The 18,578-nt window shown below is 64.6% G+C and carries 19 protein-coding genes; all 19 read right to left on the minus strand.

What is annotated here, in order from left to right; translation table 11 throughout:
• Positions 1–13 precede the first annotated feature (13 nt).
• The 19 genes from fliM to K8374_RS16300 all read right to left on the minus strand — a co-directional run bounded on the left by fliM (position 14) and on the right by K8374_RS16300 (position 18,512).
• The gene (gene fliM, locus K8374_RS16210) at positions 14–982 is read right to left on the minus strand and encodes a flagellar motor switch protein FliM (protein WP_084858225.1); all 969 of its coding nucleotides are present in this window, start codon (positions 980–982) and stop codon (positions 14–16) included.
• Between the two features lie 9 nt (positions 983–991).
• Positions 992–1,489: a flagellar basal body-associated protein FliL gene (fliL, locus tag K8374_RS16215; protein ID WP_084858226.1), complete on the minus strand. Its 498-nt coding sequence runs from the start codon at positions 1,487–1,489 to the stop codon at positions 992–994.
• A 177-nt stretch (positions 1,490–1,666) separates the two neighbouring features.
• Positions 1,667–2,926, minus strand: coding sequence for a flagellar hook-length control protein FliK (locus K8374_RS16220; protein ID WP_224456389.1), 1,260 nt, complete (start codon positions 2,924–2,926; stop codon positions 1,667–1,669).
• A gap of 70 nt (positions 2,927–2,996) precedes the next feature.
• A complete protein-coding gene (locus K8374_RS16225; protein WP_224456390.1) occupies positions 2,997–3,344 on the minus strand; it encodes an Hpt domain-containing protein in 348 nt (115 codons plus the stop codon).
• A 60-nt stretch (positions 3,345–3,404) separates the two neighbouring features.
• Positions 3,405–5,096: a fused response regulator/phosphatase gene (locus K8374_RS16230; RefSeq protein ID WP_224456391.1), complete on the minus strand. Its 1,692-nt coding sequence runs from the start codon at positions 5,094–5,096 to the stop codon at positions 3,405–3,407.
• Positions 5,097–5,103: 7 nt separating this feature from the next.
• Entirely contained in the window at positions 5,104–5,409 is a 306-nt protein-coding gene (locus tag K8374_RS16235; RefSeq protein WP_224456392.1) for an STAS domain-containing protein, read from the minus strand.
• A gap of 170 nt (positions 5,410–5,579) precedes the next feature.
• Positions 5,580–6,032, minus strand: coding sequence for a flagellar export protein FliJ (gene fliJ, locus K8374_RS16240; protein ID WP_224456393.1), 453 nt, complete (start codon positions 6,030–6,032; stop codon positions 5,580–5,582).
• Positions 6,033–6,038: 6 nt separating this feature from the next.
• Positions 6,039–7,397 carry a flagellar protein export ATPase FliI gene (fliI, locus tag K8374_RS16245; RefSeq protein ID WP_224456394.1) on the minus strand — a complete coding sequence of 453 codons (1,359 nt, stop codon included), beginning with the start codon at positions 7,395–7,397 and terminating at the stop codon, positions 6,039–6,041.
• Positions 7,387–8,163, minus strand: coding sequence for a flagellar assembly protein FliH (gene fliH / locus K8374_RS16250; protein ID WP_224456395.1), 777 nt, complete (start codon positions 8,161–8,163; stop codon positions 7,387–7,389). Before fliH ends, fliI begins: the two co-directional genes overlap by 11 nt.
• A 167-nt stretch (positions 8,164–8,330) precedes the next feature.
• Complete coding sequence (gene fliG / locus K8374_RS16255) at positions 8,331–9,350, minus strand: flagellar motor switch protein FliG (protein ID WP_084858232.1); 1,020 nt, start codon at positions 9,348–9,350, stop codon at positions 8,331–8,333.
• On the minus strand, positions 9,343–11,124 hold the full coding sequence (fliF, locus tag K8374_RS16260; RefSeq protein WP_224456396.1) for a flagellar basal-body MS-ring/collar protein FliF: 1,782 nt from the start codon (positions 11,122–11,124) through the stop codon (positions 9,343–9,345). The genes fliG and fliF overlap by 8 nt, the downstream gene beginning before the upstream one ends.
• A gap of 14 nt (positions 11,125–11,138) precedes the next feature.
• Positions 11,139–11,471, minus strand: a complete 333-nt coding sequence (fliE, locus tag K8374_RS16265; protein ID WP_084858234.1) for a flagellar hook-basal body complex protein FliE — start codon at positions 11,469–11,471, stop codon at positions 11,139–11,141.
• Positions 11,472–11,576: 105 nt separating this feature from the next.
• Positions 11,577–12,938: a sigma-54-dependent transcriptional regulator gene (locus K8374_RS16270; protein WP_224456397.1), complete on the minus strand. Its 1,362-nt coding sequence runs from the start codon at positions 12,936–12,938 to the stop codon at positions 11,577–11,579.
• Entirely contained in the window at positions 12,938–14,155 is a 1,218-nt protein-coding gene (locus K8374_RS16275; RefSeq protein ID WP_224456398.1) for a sensor histidine kinase, read from the minus strand. Before K8374_RS16275 ends, K8374_RS16270 begins: the two co-directional genes overlap by 1 nt.
• 147 nt (positions 14,156–14,302) lie before the next feature.
• Positions 14,303–15,778: a transcriptional regulator FleQ gene (fleQ, locus tag K8374_RS16280; RefSeq protein WP_224456399.1), complete on the minus strand. Its 1,476-nt coding sequence runs from the start codon at positions 15,776–15,778 to the stop codon at positions 14,303–14,305.
• A gap of 170 nt (positions 15,779–15,948) precedes the next feature.
• Complete coding sequence (locus K8374_RS16285; protein WP_224456400.1) at positions 15,949–16,242, minus strand: flagellar protein FliT; 294 nt, start codon at positions 16,240–16,242, stop codon at positions 15,949–15,951.
• Positions 16,243–16,259: 17 nt separating this feature from the next.
• On the minus strand, positions 16,260–16,655 hold the full coding sequence (gene fliS / locus K8374_RS16290) for a flagellar export chaperone FliS (RefSeq protein ID WP_084858239.1): 396 nt from the start codon (positions 16,653–16,655) through the stop codon (positions 16,260–16,262).
• 70 nt (positions 16,656–16,725) lie between these two features.
• The gene (gene fliD / locus K8374_RS16295) at positions 16,726–18,081 is read right to left on the minus strand and encodes a flagellar filament capping protein FliD (RefSeq protein WP_224456401.1); all 1,356 of its coding nucleotides are present in this window, start codon (positions 18,079–18,081) and stop codon (positions 16,726–16,728) included.
• Positions 18,082–18,161: 80 nt separating this feature from the next.
• Positions 18,162–18,512, minus strand: a complete 351-nt coding sequence (locus tag K8374_RS16300; RefSeq protein WP_224456402.1) for a flagellar protein FlaG — start codon at positions 18,510–18,512, stop codon at positions 18,162–18,164.
• Positions 18,513–18,578 lie beyond the last annotated feature (66 nt).

Below are 18,578 nucleotides of genomic sequence, written 5' to 3' on the forward strand. Positions count from 1 at the left end.
GACCGGCACGCCGTCAGCGGCGTTCGATCGGGTCGATGATCTGCAGCGACAAGGTGCCCTTGTGCGAGCCCAGGCGCGCCTTGAACGACGGCACGCCGTTGGCCCGCAGCACTAGGTGCTCGGGCAGCTCGACCGGGATCACATCGCCCGGCTGCATGTGCAGGATGTCGCGCAGCTTCAGCTGGCGACGGGCCACGGTGGCTGACAGTGGCACGCTGACGTCCAGCACGTCCTCGCGCAGGGCCTTGACCCAGCGTTCGTCCTGGTCGTCCAGGTCGGACTGGAAGCCCGCATCGAGCATCTCGCGCACCGGTTCGATCATCGAGTACGGCATGGTCACGTGCAGGTCGCCGCCACCGCCGTCCAGCTCGATGTGGAACGTCGACACCACCACCGCCTCGCTGGGGCCGACGATGTTGGCCATGGCCGGGTTGACCTCGGAGTTCATGTACTCGAAGTTGACCGGCATGATCGCCTGCCAGGCTTCCTTGAGGTCGACGAAGCACTGGTCCAGGACCATGCGTACCACGCGCAGCTCGGTCGGGGTGAACTCACGTCCCTCGATCTTGGCGTGACGCCCGTCGCCGCCGAAGAAATTGTCCACCAGCTTGAACACCAGCTTGGCGTCGAGGATGAACAGCGCGGTACCCCGCAGCGGCTTGATCTTGACCAGGTTCAGACTGGTCGGGACATACAGCGAATGCACGTATTCGCCAAACTTCATCACCTGCACGCCACCGACCGCCACGTCAGCGGAACGACGCAGCAGGTTGAACATGCTGATGCGGGTGTAGCGGGCGAAGCGCTCGTTGATCATTTCCAGGGTCGGCATGCGTCCGCGGACGATCCGGTCCTGGCTGGTCAGGTCATAGCTCTTGACGCCGCCGGGTTCGCTGGCGCTTTCGGTTTGTACCAGCCCATCGTCGACGCCATGCAAGAGGGCGTCGATTTCATCCTGGGACAGCAGGTCCTGCACGGCCATCTGGGGCTCCTACTGCAATACGAAATTGGTGAACAGCAACTGGTCGATGACCGGCTTGCCGACTTCCTTCTGCGCCACTTCCTGGACCACCGCGGTAGCCTTCTGGCGCAGCATCTCCTGGCCCACCGAACTGGCAGCCAGGGTGTCGAAGCCTTGACCGGAGAACATCATCACCAGGTTGTTGCGAATGACCGGCATGTGCACTTTGAGCGCATCCAGGTCGGCCTGGTTGCGGCCTTGCAGGGTGATGCTCACCTGCATGTAGCGCTGGCGCCCGTTCTGGTTAAAATTGACCACGAAGGCCGGGGCCAGGGGTTCGTAGATCGCCGCGGGCTTGGCGTTGGCCTGGGCAGGGTCGGCCGCCGGGGCCGACTCGCTCTTGTGCATGACGAACCAGGTGGCGCCCACGGAGAGACCGACCGCCAGGAGCAGGGCCAGCACCAACAGCAGGATCAGCTTGAGTTTGCCTTTTGTGGCGGGGTCTTTGACTGCTTCGCTTTTCGCCATGCCAATAATCCGTCGTCCATCGGGGTTTCAAGGGAGGATGACGGGGTTGAGCAAGTGTTATGCCAGATTCGAGCGATGAGCTGCCTGGGCCGACGCAATCGCGGGACAAGCCCGCTCCCACAGGCGCTTAAAATCCTGTGGGAGCGGGCTTGTCCCGCGATTGCGTCAACCGGTATGTCAGGCGTAGTAGTCCACCGCACTGTCGCCGATGACCACCTGCGGCTCGATCGGCCGTGACGCCTCGGCCACTTCACCCTCCTCGCCGCCCCCGGCCATGGCACGCCGCGCCGCGACGCCCGAGAGGTTCGAACCGTCCTGCTGCCCCGGCTGTTGCTGCTGCCCACGGGACTGGTCGGCGACATTCACGTCCGGCTGCGCCAGGCCTTGCTGGGCGAACAGTTCGCGCAGGCGATGCACCTGGCTGTCCAGCGCGTCGCGCACACCGGCATGGCCGCTGATGAAGGTGACCTGGGTGGATTGGTCCGTCGCCACATTGACGCGGATGTCCAGGCGGCCGAGCTCGGCGGGTTCGAGCTGGATATCGGCGGATTTCAGGTTCTGGCTGGACAGGTACATCACCCGGTTCACCAGCCCTTCGGCCCAAGCGTTCTGGTTCATCGGCAACGGCTGGTGCAGCGGGCTGGCGGGCACGGCGCTGGCGGTTTTCGGCGTGGCGGCCTGGGTCAGGCTGGCCAAGCGGTCGGTGAAGTCGTCGACGCGGGTGTCGCTGCCGGCGCCCTTGATGTCCTTCAGGCCCTCTTCGAGCAGTTCGCCGAACGCCTTGTCACCCGGCTGCGACTGGCCACGCTCGGCGTCCACCGGGTCGACCAGGTTCGCCAAGGTATTGACGGAGGCTTGGCCATCCTCGGCCTGGGCGACATCGCCTGGGGAGGCGGCATGGGTGGACGTCGTACCCTTGGCCTGGGCGCTGTGCTCCAAGGCCAGGCGCAAGGTCGGCAGGTTGGCCAACGGGTCAGCCTCGGGATCGAACGGCTCGGCGCTCGCTTCTTCTTCGGGCAAAGGCTCGGCCGGTGACTGGACAGCCGCCTGCAACACAGGCGCCACCGCTTCGGCCTGGGCCTGGATCAATTGCGCACCGGGTTGCGCGTCGGTGACCTGGCCGGCCACCAGGTTGGCATCGAGGGGGCTGCTATCGCCAGCGCCTTGCGTCTGTTCGGAAGCTGGCAAGGTATTGCCGACGTCGGCAACCGGTTGCGCATCCTTCGGCTGCTCCTTGCCGCCGGCGGCGTCGTCGCGCGTGTCCTTCGGCTTGGCCTGGGCCGCCTTGTCATCGCCCCCTTGGCGCGCCATCACCTGGCCGAAGCCATCCCCCGCCTGATTGCCCGCCGATTGCGGCTTGTCGGCCGTCGCGGCACTGGCACGTGACGGCTTGGCCAGGGCATTGGCTTGCAACAGTGGGTTGGGTGCGACAGGCATTGAAAGGTCTCCGCGCCGGAAATCGTGAAATCGTCCAGGCAAAGACAGGCAAAACTCGCGCCAGGTTTGCTCAGCCGGCGGAAATACGTTGTCGCTCACTGCGATAGAAACGCTGCACCTCCAGGTATTCCTGGTCGATGCGGTTGATCAGGTCCTCGATTCCGTACAAAGGTCGCTGCCGCACCCGCTCCTCGAGCTGGCGGCACAACTCGGCGAGCCCGACAGCCCCCATGTTGCTGCTGCTACCTTTGAAGCTGTGTGCGGCCTGGCCCAGCTCCTCGGTGCTCTTGGCCCCATGCAGCTGGTTCAGGCGCCGCTCGGAGTCTTCGAGGAAGGTTTCCAGCAATTGCAGGTAACCATCCTCCATGACCTCTTGAAGATCCGCGAGGATCTTCTGGTCGATATGCATGTCAGTCACTTGTTCACTCCCTTGATCAAGCTCGATCGTACCTGCCTGGGCAGGGCCCGCGCCGAACACCTACCAGCAGAATACCACTCGTGCGCAACGGCCGCCCTCCAGCCATTCGGCGCCCTGGCAGAGGCTGCGGACCAATTGTACGCCCCGCCCGCTCAACCCATGTTCCGCCGGCTGGCGGGACAACACCCGTGCCACGTCGAAACCTGCGCCACTGTCGCGTACTGCTACTGTCAGACGGCCGCCTGCAGGCAAGGGTTCAACTTCCAGGTCGATGCGTACGAAGCCGTCCAGCGCTTGCCCCAGGCGCAGGTTGCGCTGGCGGTAGTACTCGGCGAACCCCTGGGCATCGTGCTTGAGCCGTGAATCCAGGCCCAGTACCCCATGTTCGAGCGCATTGGTATACAGCTCGCTGAGGACGGTATGCAAGAGCCCGCTGCTGGGTCGCAGGCCTTGGATTTCCTGCAACAGCTGTACTAGGTATGGCACGGGATTGAAACGTTTCAAGCTCTCGGCCTGCAGCTCGAAATGCAGCGACCAGTTCAAGGGGCTGCCATGGCCATTGTCAGCGTAGCCCGCCGGCACCGGCACCTGCCGTTGCGGCTCGATCATGGCGATGTCGCACAGGCTGATATCGTCTCGCCGGCGCCCACCGAAACGCTCCAGGGCGCCCATGACATCGTCGAGCAAGCTCGCACGGTCATGATTACCCGCCAGAACCGCCTGCAAGCGCGATACACCGAACAACCGGTCCTGATCGTCACAGGTGTCGACCACGCCGTCAGACAGCAACAACAGCCGCTCGCCGACTGCCAACGGCAACACCTCGGTACTGTCGTCGAACCGCTCCGGCGCCAGGATACCCAGCGGCAGATGGCGGGAAACCAGCGAGGCCAACACCTCACCGGTGGCCGCCAGGTGATAGGCGTCCGGCATGCCGCCGCTCCACACCTCCACCCTGCCGCGCTCGAAGCTCAGGTTGAGCATCACTGCGCAGCAGAACATGTCCACTGGCAGGATGCTCTTGAGCTTGGCGTTCATCTCGCGCAGCGTGTGCGCCACACCATAGCCCTTGGCACTCATGCCATAGAACACTTCAGCCAATGGCATCGCGCCGATCGCCGCAGGAAGGCCATGGCCGGTGAAATCGCCGAGCAGCACCTGCATATCACCGCAAGGGGTATAGGCAGCCAGCAGCAGGTCGCCGTTGAACAAGGCGTAGGGCGATTGTCGGTAACGGATGTTGGGCGCATGCAGGCAACCGGAGTGCGCCACCTTGTCGAACACAGCCTTGGCCACGCGCTGTTCGTTGAGCAGGTGATGGTGATGCCGGGTGATCTGGTCGCGTTGCTCCAGTACCGTGGCATGCAGGCGACGCAAGCGGTCCATGGCGCGGATCTTGGCGCCCAGGATCACGGCGCTGTAGGGCTTGGCCATGAAATCGTCGCCGCCGGCCTCCAGGCAGCGCACCAGGGCGTCTTCTTCGTTCAACGAGGTCAGGAAGATGATCGGCACGAAGGCCTCGCCGGCCAGCGCCTTGATCCGCCGCGCCGCTTCGAAGCCGTCCATGACCGGCATCAGCGCGTCGAGCAACACCAGGTGGGGGCGCTGTTCGGCGAACATCGCCACGGCCTGCTCGCCGTTCTGCGCGGTGAAGACTTCATGCCCCTGACGCCGGACGATCTGCGCCAGCAATAGCCGGTCCGCCGCGCCATCCTCGGCAACCAGCACGCTCAGCGCCCGTTCGGCCGGCATGATGGGCTCAGCTGATATCGAACAGTTTTTCGAAGTTGGAGATGGCGAGGACCTTGCGCACGTCAGGGCTGGTGTTGATCACGCTGATGCAGGCATCTTCGCCGCCTTCGTGGTCACGCAACAACAGCAGCATGCCCAGGGCGGAGCTATCGAGGTAGGTGGCATCCTTGAGGTCGACGACCACCGAGTCCGGACGCACAGGCTGGCGTTCGTAGGCATTGCGAAATTCCTGGTGCCTGCCGAAATCGAAACGGCCCGTGACCTTGATCGTCAGTTTTTTCTCGTCCTTTGAAAAATCGGACTCCACAGCCATGCCAGCGATTCCTTCGATGAAGATGGCGAATACGATCCTAGAAGGTTTAGCAGCCCGGCCTGGAGCCTGCAAGTCTTGAGGTAGGTGGTGTCGGTGGGATCGAGCGCCGCGCGGGCGGCGCTGGATCCCACAAGCACCACCCGCCTCAAGACCTGCTCAGCGTGGCAAGCTCACAAATGCCGCTCGCGCGGCAGGCGCTGGGACAATTCATCCAGCAGCTTCTGCTCGCGCTTGTCCTCGGCACGCCGGGCCTCGTCCTGGTAGCGCTGCACCAGCTTGCGCAGCCCCTCTACGCGGGCGTGAGCCTGCTGCCAAGTGTCTCGGGCATTGTTGAGGTTGTTCTGGTGCCAGGTCAGGCTCTGGCGCTGCTGGGTCATGGCGGTCTCCAGCTGCCCCAGGAAACGCTGGTAGTTGACCAGCCAGTTGCCGTTCACCCCTTGCCCACCACGGTCGATCCACTGCAGCTGGTAGTCCTCGCGAAACCGCTCGAGCTCGGCCAGCTTGGCCTGGGCCAGGGCCACCTGCTGCTGGAAATGCCCGAGGCGCTGGGCGGCCTTGCGCTCGGCCTCCTCGGCCATGTCCACCACCGGCGCCAGGCGCGCAGCTCGACTGGGCAGCCCCATGACCTATCAGCCTCCCACCGGCGCTGCGAAGATTCCGTGAAGCTGCTCGCGGCTCTGTGTCATGCCGACATTCTCCTGCAACCCCTGGCGCAGGAAGCCCACCAAGCGCGACTGCAAGGCGATGGCCTGGTCGGTTTCCGGGTCGCCGCCAGCGACATAGGCACCCACGCTGATCAGGTCGCGGCTTTGCGACAGGCGCGACCACAGCTGCTTGAACTTCTGCGCCTCGCGCAGGTGCTCGGCATCGACCACCTGGGGCATGACCCGGCTGATCGACGCTTCGATATCGATGGCCGGATAATGCCCCTCCTCCGCCAGCCGCCGGGACAGCACGAAATGGCCGTCGAGCACGCCCCGCGCCGAGTCGGCGATGGGGTCCTGCTGGTCGTCACCTTCGGACAACACGGTATAGAACGCGGTGATCGAACCACCGCCGGGCTCGCCGTTTCCGGCCCGCTCCACCAGCTTGGGCAGCTTGGCGAACACCGACGGCGGGTAGCCACGGGTCGCCGGCGGCTCGCCGATGGCCAGGGCGATTTCCCGCTGGGCCTGGGCGAAACGGGTCAGCGAGTCCATCAGCAGCAGCACGTTCTTGCCCTTGTCACGGAAGTACTCGGCAATACGTGTGCAGTACATGGCCGCACGCAGGCGCATCAGCGGCGCATCGTCGGCGGGCGACGCCACCACCACCGAGCGCTTGAGCCCCTCTTCGCCGAGAATATGCTCGATGAATTCCTTGACCTCGCGCCCCCGCTCGCCGATCAGCCCGACCACGATGATCTCGGCTTCGGTGAAGCGGGTCATCATGCCCAGCAGGACCGATTTACCTACGCCGGTACCGGCGAACAGGCCCAGGCGCTGCCCCCGGCCAACCGTGAGCAGGCCGTTGATGCTGCGAATGCCCACGTCCAGCGGCTGGCTGATCGGGTCACGGTTGAGCGGGTTGATGATCGGCCCGTCCATCGGCACCCAATCCTCGGCCTTCATCCCGCCCTTGCCGTCCAAGGCGCGGCCGGCACCGTCGAGCACCCGCCCGAGCATGCTCATGCCCATGGGCAGACGGCCGCCTTCATCCAACGGCACCACCCGGGCGCCCGGCGCGATACCGGCGACACTGCCGACCGGCATGAGGAAGATCTTCGAGCCGGAGAACCCCATCACCTCAGCCTCGACCTGGACGGGGTGGTGGCTGTCGTCGTTGATCACCAGGCAACGCCCGCCCACGGCAGTGCGCAGGCCCTCGGCCTCCAGGGTCAGGCCAACCATGCGCAGCAGGCGGCCCTCCACGATCGGCTGGCCCGGCAGCTTCACCGCCCCAACATAGCTGCCCAGACGCTTGGCGAAGCTGGTGCGCTCAAGACGCATCGCCGTGCTCCAGGTCCAGGTCCACCGAGAGGTCCGGCGCCGCCGGGTGCAGGCCTTGCTCGTGCAACTGGTCGAACAACTGCGCCAGGGCTTTTTCGGTGCGGGTCTCCATGGTCGCGTCGATGCGGCTGTGCAACGTCTCGATACGGCAGCCCCCGGGTAGCAAGGCCTCATCCTCGAGCAGCTTCCAACGCCCCTCGTGGCGCTCGCGCAGGGCCTTGACCTGCTCGAAATCCTGGGGGTTGAGGTGGATACGGATGTTCTCGGCACCCATCGGCAGCAGTTTGAGCGCCTCGCGCAGCACGTGGGTGATCTGGCTCGAGTCGCTGTGCAGCTCGCGGCCGATCACCTGACGCACCATGTGCGCCACCAGGTGCACCAGGCCTTTTTCGATCTGTTCGTCCTGCTCGGCGATTGGCTCGAGCAGGTGGCCCATCAAGCGCTCCAGGCTACCCAGCTTGGCTGCCAGGGCCGCTTCGGCCTCCTGCCGCACCTTCAGCTGGGTGCTGTGAAAGCCCTCGCGCTCGCCGGTGGCGAAGCCTTCGTTGTAGGCCTCCTGGCGAATGGCCTCGAGCTCCTCGAGGGTCAGCGGCTGGACTTCTTCCAGCGGCACTTCCTCGACTTCCTCCTCGACGACCTCCGGCTCAGGTTCCGGCGCAGGCTCAGGTTCCGGCTCCGGGTCGAAGCTGGGCAGCGGCCAGACGTCGACACCCTCGAGGTCGCGGGCGCGGATCAGGTCGCTGGGGTGGGATTCTTTGGTGGGCATGTTCTTCAGGTACTCATCAACGAGCAACGCAATCTTGTGTAGGAGCGGCCTCGTGCCGCGAAAGGGCTGCGAAGCAGCCCCGGCAATCTATGCGAAAACGTTGAAATCCAGGGGCTGCTGCGCAGCCCTTTCGCGGCACGAGGCCGCTCCTACAGGGGCTGGCTGGATCAGATCATTTCCTCGGCGCCCTTGCCGCCGAGCACGATTTCGCCCGCCTCGGCCATGCGCCGTGCGATGGTGAGGATTTCCTTCTGCGCCGCCTCGACATCGCTGACCCGCACCGGGCCTTTGGCCTCCAGGTCGTCGCGCAGCAGCTCCGAGGCCCGCTTGGACATGTTGCGGAAGATCTTGTCCTTGACCTTCTCGTCGGCCCCCTTGAGCGAAACCACCAGCACATCGGAGGACACCTCGCGCAACAGCGCCTGGATACCACGGTCGTCCACGTCGGCCAGGTTGTTGAAGACGAACATCAAGTCTTCGATCTGCTCGGACAGGTCGCCATCGATCTCGCGGATCGAGTCCATCAGCTGGCCTTCCACCGAACTGTCCAGGAAGTTCATGATGTCGGCTGCGCGCTTGATGCCGCCCAAGGTGGTACGCGCGGCGTTGGAGTTGCCGGAGAACTGTTTCTCGAGGATCTGGTTGAGCTCCTTGAGCGCCGCCGGCTGCACGGTGTTGAGCGACGACACGCGCAGGATGATGTCCAGGCGCACCTTGTGGTCGAAGTTGCTCAGCACCTCGCCGGCCTGGTCAGGGTCCAGGTAGGCGACCACGATCGCCTGGATCTGCGGGTGCTCGTAGCGGATGACATCGGCCACGGCACGCGGCTCCATCCACTTGAGGCTGTCCAGGCCGCTGGTGTTGCCGCCGAGCAGGATGCGGTCGATCAGGCCATTGGCCTTGTCTTCGCCCAAGGCCTGGTTGAGCATCTTGCGGATATAGCCGTCCGAGCCCACGCCCAGGCTGGTCTGGTCGCCGACGATCTCGACGAACTCGCTCATCACCTGCTCGACCTGCTCGCGGTGCACGTTGCCCATCTGCGCCATGGCCACGCCGACCCGCTGCACTTCCTTGGGCCCCATGTGGCGCAGCACCTGGGCGGCGTCGGTCTCGCCCAGGGACAGCAGGAGGATCGCCGCCTTGTCGACGCGGCTCAGCTTGGCGGTAACGGCTCGGTTGTCACTCATCGGCGTTGATCCACTCTTTCACGACCTGCGCCACGCGGCCCGGGTCTTCGGCCACCAGGCCCTTGATTGCGTTGAGCTGTGCTTCGTAGCCCTCGCTGGGGCTAGGCAACAGAATGCTTTGCGGGCCACCGAGGGTGACGCGGTCGTTGGCCAGTTCGCCATCCAGACCGATCATCCCGCCCAGCTCCATGTCGCTGTCGGTGGCGGCGGCCTGCTTGCCACCGCCGGTGATATTGTTGAGCACAGGGCGCAGCACGCCGAACACCAGCACCAGGATGAACACCACGCCCAGCACCTGCTTGACGATGTCCCAGAACCACGGCTGCGAATAGAACGGAATGTCGGCCAGCTCCACGCCGCGGTCGGCGGAGAACGGCACGTTGACCACGGTCACGCTGTCGCCGCGGCTGGCATCGAAGCCCACCGCGTCTTGTACCAGGCGGGTGAAACGTGCCAGGTCTTCGGCGCCCCAGGGCGCACGGGTGGTCTCGCCGGTGGCGGCATCGACCTTGACCTGGTCGTCCACCACCACCGCTACCGACAGGCGGGTCAGGCGACCCTGCTGCTGGCGGGTATGGCTGATGGAGCGGTCCAGCTCGAAGTTCTTGGTGGTCTGCTGACGCTTGTCGGCCGGGTACGGCGCGAGCATCGGCTGGCCGGTGGCCGGGTCCATGATCTGCTGGCCGTTGGCATCGACCAGCGGTTGCCCGGGCTGGATCGCCCCTGCGGGCGGTGCAGCGGCCGTGGCGTTTTCAGGGGCTGCGGCACCGGCCGGCGGCTGGTTGCTCAAGGCACCCGGTACGCCTTGCGGCGGCTGGCTGCTGGTGCGCTGCTCGTTCACCGACTGCTCGCTGCGCAGGGCCGGCTGGTCAGGGTTGAACTGCTCGGAGGTGGATTCCACCGCGCTGAAGTCGACGTCGGCGGACACCTCGGCCTTGTAGCGGTCGTTGCCCAGCACCGGCTGCAGGATGTTGTGCACGCGCTGGGTCAGCAGGCCTTCCATGCGGCGGCTGTAGTCGAACTGCTTGCCGGCCATGGTCAGGGCGGTGTCCTGCAATTGGTCGGACAGCAGGTTGCCCTTCTGGTCGACCACGGTGACCTGGGACTTGTCCAGCTCCGGCACGCTGGTGGCGACCAGGTTGACGATGGCCATCACCTGCCCGGCTTCCAGGGCCCGGCCCGGGTACAGCTCGACCAGTACCGATGCACTGGGTTTGCGCTCGTCGCGCACGAACACCGAGCTCTTGGGGATCGCCAGGTGCACGCGGGCGGCCTTGACGTTGTTCAGGCTGGAGACGGTACGCGCCAGTTCGCCTTCCAGGCCCCGGCGGTAACGGGTGGCCTCCATGAACTGGCTGGTGCCCAGGCCCTGCTCCTTGTCGAGGATCTCGAAGCCGATGTTGCCATCACTGGGCGCTACGCCTGCAGCGGCGAGCTTCAAGCGTGCGCGGGACAGGTCGTCGGCCTTGACCAGCAAGGCGCCGGAGTTGGGCTCCACGCGGTAGCCGATGTCGGCCGAGGCCAGGGTGTCCATGACCTGCTTGGCATCCATGCCTGCCAGGCTGCCGTACAGCGGCCGGTAGTCCGGCTGCTGCGACCAGAGCACCACGGCAAAGCCGATCGCCACGCTGGCGGCCAACCCGACCAACAGGCCGACCTGACGCAGCATGGGCATCTGCGAGATGTTTTCCAGGAACGCCATGCCGAACAGCGGCGGCTTGGCCGCTGGCGGACCGCTCTTGGCGGGGGCGTTATCGACGACTGCTTCGGCCATGACCTACCCTGCCCTCAAACCGGCATCTGCATGATGTCCTGGTACGCCTGGACCAGTTTGTTACGCACCTGGGTCAGGGCCTGGAACGATACGGAGGCTTTCTGCGAAGCGATCATCACGTCGGTCAGGTCGACACCGCTCTTGCCAATCTCGAAGGCGTTGGCCAGCTGAGTGGAGGCTTGCTGAGTCTCGTGCACCTTGCCAATGGCCTGGCCGAGCATGTCGGCGAAGCTGCTCTGGCCCGGGGCCAGCTCAGGCGCAGCCGCGACCTTGGGCTGGGACATGGCTTCGGCCTGCATGGCCCGCATGTCCAGCATCAGACGATTGAATTCAACACCTTGGGTCATGGATCTCTTCTCTCCGGCGGCCGCATTTTTTTGACGCTCATGCAGCGAATGGGCTGGAACTAGCAACAAGAGTGCCAGCCCCGCACGCAGCCCGTTAAACACTCGTCAGCCGTACAGGCTGGCCTCGACGTCGAACCCGGCATCACGCATCTGCGCCAGCTTGTAGCGCAGGGTACGCGGGCTGATCCCCAGCCGTTCGGCGGCCTCCTTGCGCCGGCCGCGCTCGGCGCGCAGGGTGTCGATGATCATCTGGAATTCGTGGCGACGCATGTCGTCGCCCAGCCCGCCCGGCTCGGCAGGCGCCTCGTTCACGGCCTGCTTGGCAGCGGACAGGGGGATGACCCCCGCCAGACAGAAATCCGCCGCCTCGATCAACCCGCCCTGCTGCAAAATCAAGGCCCGCTGCAAGGCGTTGTCCAGCTCGCGCACGTTGCCCGGCCAGGCATACCCCTGCAGGCACGCGCGCGCCTCAGCCGACAAGCGCACCGGGGCATGTTTCATCTTCGCCACATGGCGTGCCAGCAGGCGTTCGGCCAACGGCAGGATATCGGCGCCGCGCTCGCGCAACGGTCGCCAGGCCAGTGGGAAGACCGACAAGCGATAGTAGAGGTCTTCACGGAAGCGCCCGGCAGCTACCTCGCCTTCGAGGTCGCGGTTGGTGGTGGCCAGCACGCGGATGTCCAGGGCGATCGGTTTGCGCCCACCCACCCGCTCGACCTCCCGCTCCTGCAGCACACGCAGGAGCTTGGCCTGCAGGCCCAGGGGCATTTCGGAAATCTCGTCGAGCAGCAAGGTACCGCCGTCGGCCTGCTCGAACTTGCCCGCCTGGGCGGCGATGGCGCCGGTGAAGGCGCCCTTCTCGTGGCCGAACAGGGTCGCCTCGAGCATGTTGTCGGGGATTGCCGCGCAGTTGATCGCCACGAAGGGCTGCGCCGCACGGGGCGATTGCTGGTGGATGTAGCGCGCCAGGACTTCCTTGCCGGTGCCGGACTCGCCGGAGATCAGCACGGTGGAATCGCTGCGTGCCACCCGCGCCGCCAGCTCCAGCAACTGCCGGCTGGCCGGTTCGCAGGCCACCGGGCCCTCTTCGTCCACACCGCCCACACGACCGACGGCATGGCGCCCCACCAGGCTGATCAGGGCCTTGGGCTCGAACGGTTTGACCAGGTAGTCGACGGCACCCTGACGCATCGCCTCGACGGCCCGCTCCACGGCCGCATGGGCCGTCATCAGCAGCACCGGCAACTGTGGATGCAGGCAGCGCAGTTGCGCCAGCAACTGGTGCCCGTCCATGCCCGGCATGTTCACGTCGCTGACCACCAGGCTGAATGCCTCGCCGGCAACAGCCTCGAGCGCCTCTTCGCCACTGCCCACGGCACGGTAGGCGAAACCGCCGATCTCCAGGGTATCGCCCAGGGCCTGGCGCAGGACGCGGTCGTCCTCCACCAGCAGGACCTTCACCGCCATTACACGACCTCCCGTGGCCGACCATCGATCAACGGCAACACTACTTGCACGCAAGTGCCGCGCCCGACCTTGGAGCGAATGCCCAGGTTGCCCTGGTGCGCACGTACCACAGCCTTGACCACTGCCAGGCCCAAGCCAGTGCCGGTGGTCTTTGTGGTAAGGAAGGGTTCACCCAGGCGAGCCAGCAGGTCAGCATCGATGCCGCAGCCGGCATCGCTGATGCACAGGTGCAAGGCCTGCTCGCGGCGATACAGGTGGACCTTGAGGCGCGCCGGGCCCTGGCTGGCCTGTAGCGCATTCTCGATCAGGTTGAGCAAGGCACCGACCAAGGTGTCGCGGTTGCACAACAATTCACCCAGGTGGCTGTCGCATTGCCAGCGTACCGCATGCCCCTGGACATGGGGTTGGGCGGCCTGCTGCAAAGCCTGGAACAACGCCTTGGGGCTGATGCGATCGCCCAGCGGCAACTCGCCACGGGCAAACACCAGCATGTCACGGACCTGGTGCTCCAGCTCGTGCAAGCGCTCCTTGAGGTTGCCGGCAAAACGCTGGCGGGTTTCCCGCGGCAGGTCTTTCTCTTCATCAGCCAAGTGGCTGGCATAGAGCATCGCCGCCGACAATGGCGTGCGAATCTGATGAGCCAGGGAAGCGACCATGCGCCCCAAGGACGACAAGCGCTCATGACGCGCCAATTGGTCTTGCAGGCGACGGGTTTCAGTCAGGTCGTTGAGCAGCACCAGCTGCCCGGGCTCGGCGTCCAGAGAACGGGTGGCGATGGACAGGCGTCGACCGTCGCGCAGGGAGATTTCGTGGCCGTCGTCCTTGCGCGGCGCGAAGCTGCGCGCGATCACCTGGCGCCACAGCTGGCCCACCAGGGGCTCGCCCAGCAGTTCGCAGGCGGCGGGGTTGGCCTCGCGCACGTAGCCCTGGGCATCGATCACGATCACCCCACCGGGGAGCAGGTCGAGCAGGTTCTGCAGCCGGGTGGCCAGGCGCTCCTTCTCGTCCAGCTCGGCCATGCGCTGGGCACTGACCACCGCCAGCTCGCCCTTGAGTTCGCTGACCCGCGCTTCGAGCAGGCTGTAGGACTCGTTGAGCTGGCTGGACACCTGGCTGAACAGGGCGAACGCCTGCTCCAAGCCCTGGCGGCTGGCCTGCTCGACCGGGCTGCGCCCGTGCGATTCGGAGGTTCGGGAGATGTGGGCGGCCTGGGGCATCGTGCTCTCTCGCGTGGCTGACCGTCATAAAACCGGTATGTTGCCAGCGGTGTAGCAATAGGCGTGCCGGGTAGGGATGAGGGCGTGAGATGGGAGGGGGACGTGAGATCGAGCGCCGCGCGGGCGGCGCTCGATCCTACAGGCGCGTCAACCTTCCGCCCGATCGTCCCCTTCTCGACGGCTCATGCCGTACTTGCGCATCTTCTCCACCAGCGTGGTGCGGCGGATACGCAGGCGCTCGGCGGCCCGCGCGACGATGCCGTTGGCGTCGTCCAATGCCTGCTGGATCAACCCTTGCTCGAGATTGCCCAGGTAGTCCTTGAGATCCAGCCCTTCAGGCGGCAGCATCGCGTGGCCAGTGAAGTTCGGTGCATGACCATTGATCGCCGCACGCTCCTCGAGGTCGCTGCGCAGGCTGTCGACCAGTTGCTCGTCCTCGTCGTCGACGTAGCGGAATTTCTTCGGCAGCTCGGAAACGCCGATCACCCCGTACGGGTGCATGATCGCCATGCGCTCGACCAGGTTGGCCAGCTCACGCACGTTACCTGGCCAGCCATGGCGGCACAGGGACATGATCGAGGCCGAGTTGAAGCGGATCGAGCCGCGCTTCTCGTGCTCCATGCGCGAGATCAGCTCGTTCATCAGCAGCGGGATGTCCTCGACCCGCTCACGCAGCGGCGCCATCTCGATGGGGAAGACATTCAGGCGGTAGTACAGGTCTTCGCGGAAGGTCCCTTCCTCGATCATGGTCTCGAGGTTCTTGTGGGTCGCCGCGATGATGCGCACATCGATGCTCTGGGTCTTGTTGCTACCCACCCGCTCGAAGGTGCGCTCTTGCAATACGCGCAGCAGCTTGACCTGCATCGGCAACGGCATGTCGCCGATCTCGTCGAGGAACAGGGTACCGCCGTTGGCCAGCTCGAAACGGCCGGCCCGGCTGGTGATCGCCCCGGTGAAGGCGCCCTTCTCGTGGCCGAACAGCTCGCTCTCGAGCAACTCGGCCGGGATCGCCCCACAGTTGACCGGCACGAACGGCGCCTCGCGGCGCTTGGAATGGTAGTGCAGGTTGCGCGCGACCACTTCCTTGCCGGTACCGGACTCGCCGAGGATCAGCACGCTGGCATCGGTGTCCGCCACCTGCTGCATCATCTGCCGCACATGCTGGATGGCCCGGCTGGTGCCCACCAGGCTGCGGAACAAGTTCGGTTCGCGCTGGCGGCCGCGCTCGCGGGCCTGGTCGTACATCTCGCGGTAGACCTGGGCACGGTGCAGCGAATCGAGCAACTGGCTGTAGCTCGGCGGCATCTCGAGGTTGAACAGAACGCGACGGCGCAGGTCTTCCGGGAACTCCGCAGAAGAAATTTCACCTAAAAGCAGAACCGGAAGGAACTCATCCCAGGCTGCCACTGTCTTAAGGAGCCCCAGCACACCGCCTGGAGCATTCACGGTCCCGATCAACACGCACAGCACGTCACGACTCGAAGACAAAGACTCTACCGCCTGCTGCCAATCTTGGCTGGAGCAGGAGAGGTTTTCTTCGCCTAGAAAATTCAGGACCACCGCCAGATCGCGGCGGCGTTCGCTGTCGTCATCGATCAGGAGGATCTTGGTTTCACGCCACATGCGTTAGCAACTTCCCTAGTCATTTCGACGCCCGAGGGCGTGTTCGACATCATTCCGACTGAAATGATTCAGTGCTCGGACGTCTGAATTTGCGAAAACAGTCACTAGTTAAGTCAAAAAACCGCGCACAGTCAAATTAATGGCGCGCGATTCTCTGTACCTGTCCAGCGTCAACTGAACAGATGGTATACCTTTGCGGCGCTCTTCGCTTGGGTGATCGCAGTCATCTCGTCGACTATCGATTGACGTTCACCACTTGCAATTTCAATTAGTTGGCGATAGACGTCGAGCAAGGCCTCGAGTTCCTGCTGCACCGCCCTCTCTTCTCCTACCCCAACTTCCATCAGTTGATTCACCGCGTCCCGGCAGGCCAGGTCCAGCCCGCCGATCACGGTCCAATCACGGGCCTGCAGAGCTTCGCACAGGGCTTGGCGGGTCGCTTCGATTCGCTGCAGTGCGCTCATATCGGTGTCCTCGCGCCTTATTGCTCGGCGCTGGCGATAGCATCCCAGCCGCTCTTGACGGTGATCATCAATTGCGCGACTTCGTCGATGATGGCCAGGTCGCTGTGCAGGTTGGCCTGGGTCAGGCGGGTGGCCATGTAGGCGTAGAGGCTGTCCAGGCGCTCGAGGTCGTCCGGGTTCTCGGCTTTTTCCTTGTCCAGGCCTTCACGCAGGCCGCCGATGATGTCGATCGCCTTGCCCAGCATGAGGCCCTTCTGCGCCACGTCGCCCCGGCTGATCGCACCCTTGGCCTGGGCCATGCGATCGAGCGCGCCCTCCATCAGCATCTGCACCAGGCGGTGCGGCGTGGCTTCGGAAACCTGGGCGTGGGAATTGACCTTCTGGTACTGACGAAGGGCTCTCATCGGGTGCATGGTGGTTCCTCATCGAACGGGGCAGCGAACAGGCCGGATACCCAATGGATCGGCCGTTCGCAGGTTTTCTTTAGCGGTCTTTGTTGGGGTTGTTCAGGGCGTTGAGCGTGGTCATCACGCTGTCGCTGGTACCTTTGAGCTGAGCGACCAGAGTGTCCATGGCGTTGTACTTCTTGCTCAAGGTCTGGGTCAGGGTCTCGATGCGGCGATCCAGGGAGGCCTGGGACTGTTCGAGCTCCTTGAGCTGCTTGGTCAGGCTGTCCTGGCGCGTGGCGAGAATGCCGCCGGCCTTGGTGTAGTCGTCGGTCGCGGCGGTCATGCGGCTGAGCAGGCCATCCTTGCCGGTGAACAGGCCGCTGATGTCGGCACCGTAGGTCTTGACCGCGGCATCCCACTTCTTCTCGTCGAGCTCCAGCAGGCCGGTCTTTTGCACGGTGTTGATACCGAGCTGCGACAAGGTGCGCAGGCCACCGGAGCCCATGCTGCGGGACACTTCGCTGCGGATCGAGTTGACCAGCGAGCGCATGGTCGAATCGCCGGTCAAGGTGGCGCCCTTGGCGCTTTCATCGTTGGCGCCGGTGGTGACCTTGGTTTGCGTGTTGATGGCAGTCATCAACGCGTTGTAGGCGGTCACGAACGACTGCACCGACGCCTTGAGGGTGTCGTTGTTGGTCGACACCGAAAGGCTGGACTTGCCGGCGGCCACCAGCTCGATATTCACGCCACTGACTGCGCCGGTGATCGTGTTGGACTTCGACTCCAGGGCCAAGCCATCGAGGGTGTACTTGGCATTCTGCGGCTTGGCGATCACCTGGGTGTCGGTCGCCAGCTCCGAATCACCACCCAGGGTCAGGTCGGTCCCCTCCCCCATCTTGGTGGACGAGAACACCAGGCGAGAACCGCTGGCATCGGTGACGATGTTGGCGGTGATGCCCTTCGATTGCAGTTGGCCGTTGATCGTGTCGCGCGCCTGCTGCAGGGTCGCGCCGGCGGCGATGCTGACGCTGTAGGTGGCATCACCTTGGCCGATGGTCAAGGTTTGCGCCTCGCCCGAGCTGTTCACCGATGTGGAGGTGCCGCTGTAGACCTTGCTGGCGATCTTCGAGGCGGTCGCCAGCTGGGTGACTTCGAGGGCGTAGTTGCCGGCAGAAGCGCCGTCGGCCAAGGTGATCTTGGCCACCTTGTCATCCGACGATGTCGCGGCAAGGCCGTTGAAGCTCGCCTGGGTATTGAGCTTGGCGATGGCCGCGCGGAAGGTTTCCAGCGCGCTCTTGATCGTGCCGATAGCCGACAACGTAGTGGTGGCGGTGGTGGTCTGGGTATTGATCTGCTGCTGCTTGGGCGCCTTCTCGGCATCGGCCAGGGCCTTGACGATAGCCTGGGTGTCGATCCCGGAACCAATACCACTGACGGTTGTGCTCGCCATCTTCACTCTCCTTTTTCGGTGACCGTCGTTTTTCCGACGAAAACGCGTCCGTGCTGCTTTACAACAAAAGCCGTGCCAACTCAGGCCTGGGTATCGAACAGCAGGCTGTTGGCGTCCTTGAGGTTCTGCGCCAGCTTCAACGCCACTTCGGACGGCAGCTGGCGAATGACTTCGCCGCTTTGACGGGCGATGACCTTGACCACCACCTGGCCGGTGGCGTCATCGATCGAGAAATTGAGTTGCCGCTCCGAGGCTTTCACGAATTCCTGGATGGCACTGACAGCCTGCTCGAGGACGGTACGGTCCGCAGGCGGGTCTTGCTTGTCGTCCAGCTCGCTGGCGGGCTGGACAGGTTCCTGACGCTTGGCCGGCGATGCATCGGCTGCGACAGGCGTCGGGTAGGACAGGCCCAGTTTCACGCTCATGTCCATGTCTGGCACCTCTTGTGAATGAAAAGACGAAAGGGGCGCGTCGCCGCACCCCTCCGTCAACTACTC

Origin of the sequence: Pseudomonas sp. p1(2021b) (genome assembly GCF_020151015.1) — a bacterium.
Taxonomy (GTDB): domain Bacteria; phylum Pseudomonadota; class Gammaproteobacteria; order Pseudomonadales; family Pseudomonadaceae; genus Aquipseudomonas; species Aquipseudomonas putida_K.

Bases quoted from the DNA above. Each gene is read 5' to 3' on its own strand.
- K8374_RS16270 (WP_224456397.1), bottom strand. From the start codon at position 12,938: ATGGCGGTGAAGGTCCTGCTGGTGGAGGACGACCGCGTCCTGCGCCAG.
- K8374_RS16230 (WP_224456391.1), bottom strand. From the start codon at position 5,096: ATGCCGGCCGAACGGGCGCTGAGCGTGCTGGTTGCCGAGGATGGCGCG.
- fliI (WP_224456394.1), bottom strand. From the start codon at position 7,397: ATGCGTCTTGAGCGCACCAGCTTCGCCAAGCGTCTGGGCAGCTATGTT.
- fliG (WP_084858232.1), bottom strand. From the start codon at position 9,350: ATGAGTGACAACCGAGCCGTTACCGCCAAGCTGAGCCGCGTCGACAAG.
- K8374_RS16285 (WP_224456400.1), bottom strand. From the start codon at position 16,242: ATGAGCGCACTGCAGCGAATCGAAGCGACCCGCCAAGCCCTGTGCGAA.
- K8374_RS16275 (WP_224456398.1), bottom strand. From the start codon at position 14,155: ATGCCCCAGGCCGCCCACATCTCCCGAACCTCCGAATCGCACGGGCGC.
- K8374_RS16235 (WP_224456392.1), bottom strand. From the start codon at position 5,409: ATGGCTGTGGAGTCCGATTTTTCAAAGGACGAGAAAAAACTGACGATC.
- fliH (WP_224456395.1), bottom strand. From the start codon at position 8,163: ATGCCCACCAAAGAATCCCACCCCAGCGACCTGATCCGCGCCCGCGAC.
- fliL (WP_084858226.1), bottom strand. From the start codon at position 1,489: ATGGCGAAAAGCGAAGCAGTCAAAGACCCCGCCACAAAAGGCAAACTC.
- fliJ (WP_224456393.1), bottom strand. From the start codon at position 6,032: ATGGGGCTGCCCAGTCGAGCTGCGCGCCTGGCGCCGGTGGTGGACATG.
- fliM (WP_084858225.1), bottom strand. From the start codon at position 982: ATGGCCGTGCAGGACCTGCTGTCCCAGGATGAAATCGACGCCCTCTTG.
- fliF (WP_224456396.1), bottom strand. From the start codon at position 11,124: ATGGCCGAAGCAGTCGTCGATAACGCCCCCGCCAAGAGCGGTCCGCCA.
- fliE (WP_084858234.1), bottom strand. From the start codon at position 11,471: ATGACCCAAGGTGTTGAATTCAATCGTCTGATGCTGGACATGCGGGCC.
- fleQ (WP_224456399.1), bottom strand. From the start codon at position 15,778: ATGTGGCGTGAAACCAAGATCCTCCTGATCGATGACGACAGCGAACGC.
- fliD (WP_224456401.1), bottom strand. From the start codon at position 18,081: ATGGCGAGCACAACCGTCAGTGGTATTGGTTCCGGGATCGACACCCAG.
- K8374_RS16300 (WP_224456402.1), bottom strand. From the start codon at position 18,512: ATGGACATGAGCGTGAAACTGGGCCTGTCCTACCCGACGCCTGTCGCA.
- K8374_RS16220 (WP_224456389.1), bottom strand. From the start codon at position 2,926: ATGCCTGTCGCACCCAACCCACTGTTGCAAGCCAATGCCCTGGCCAAG.
- fliS (WP_084858239.1), bottom strand. From the start codon at position 16,655: ATGCACCCGATGAGAGCCCTTCGTCAGTACCAGAAGGTCAATTCCCAC.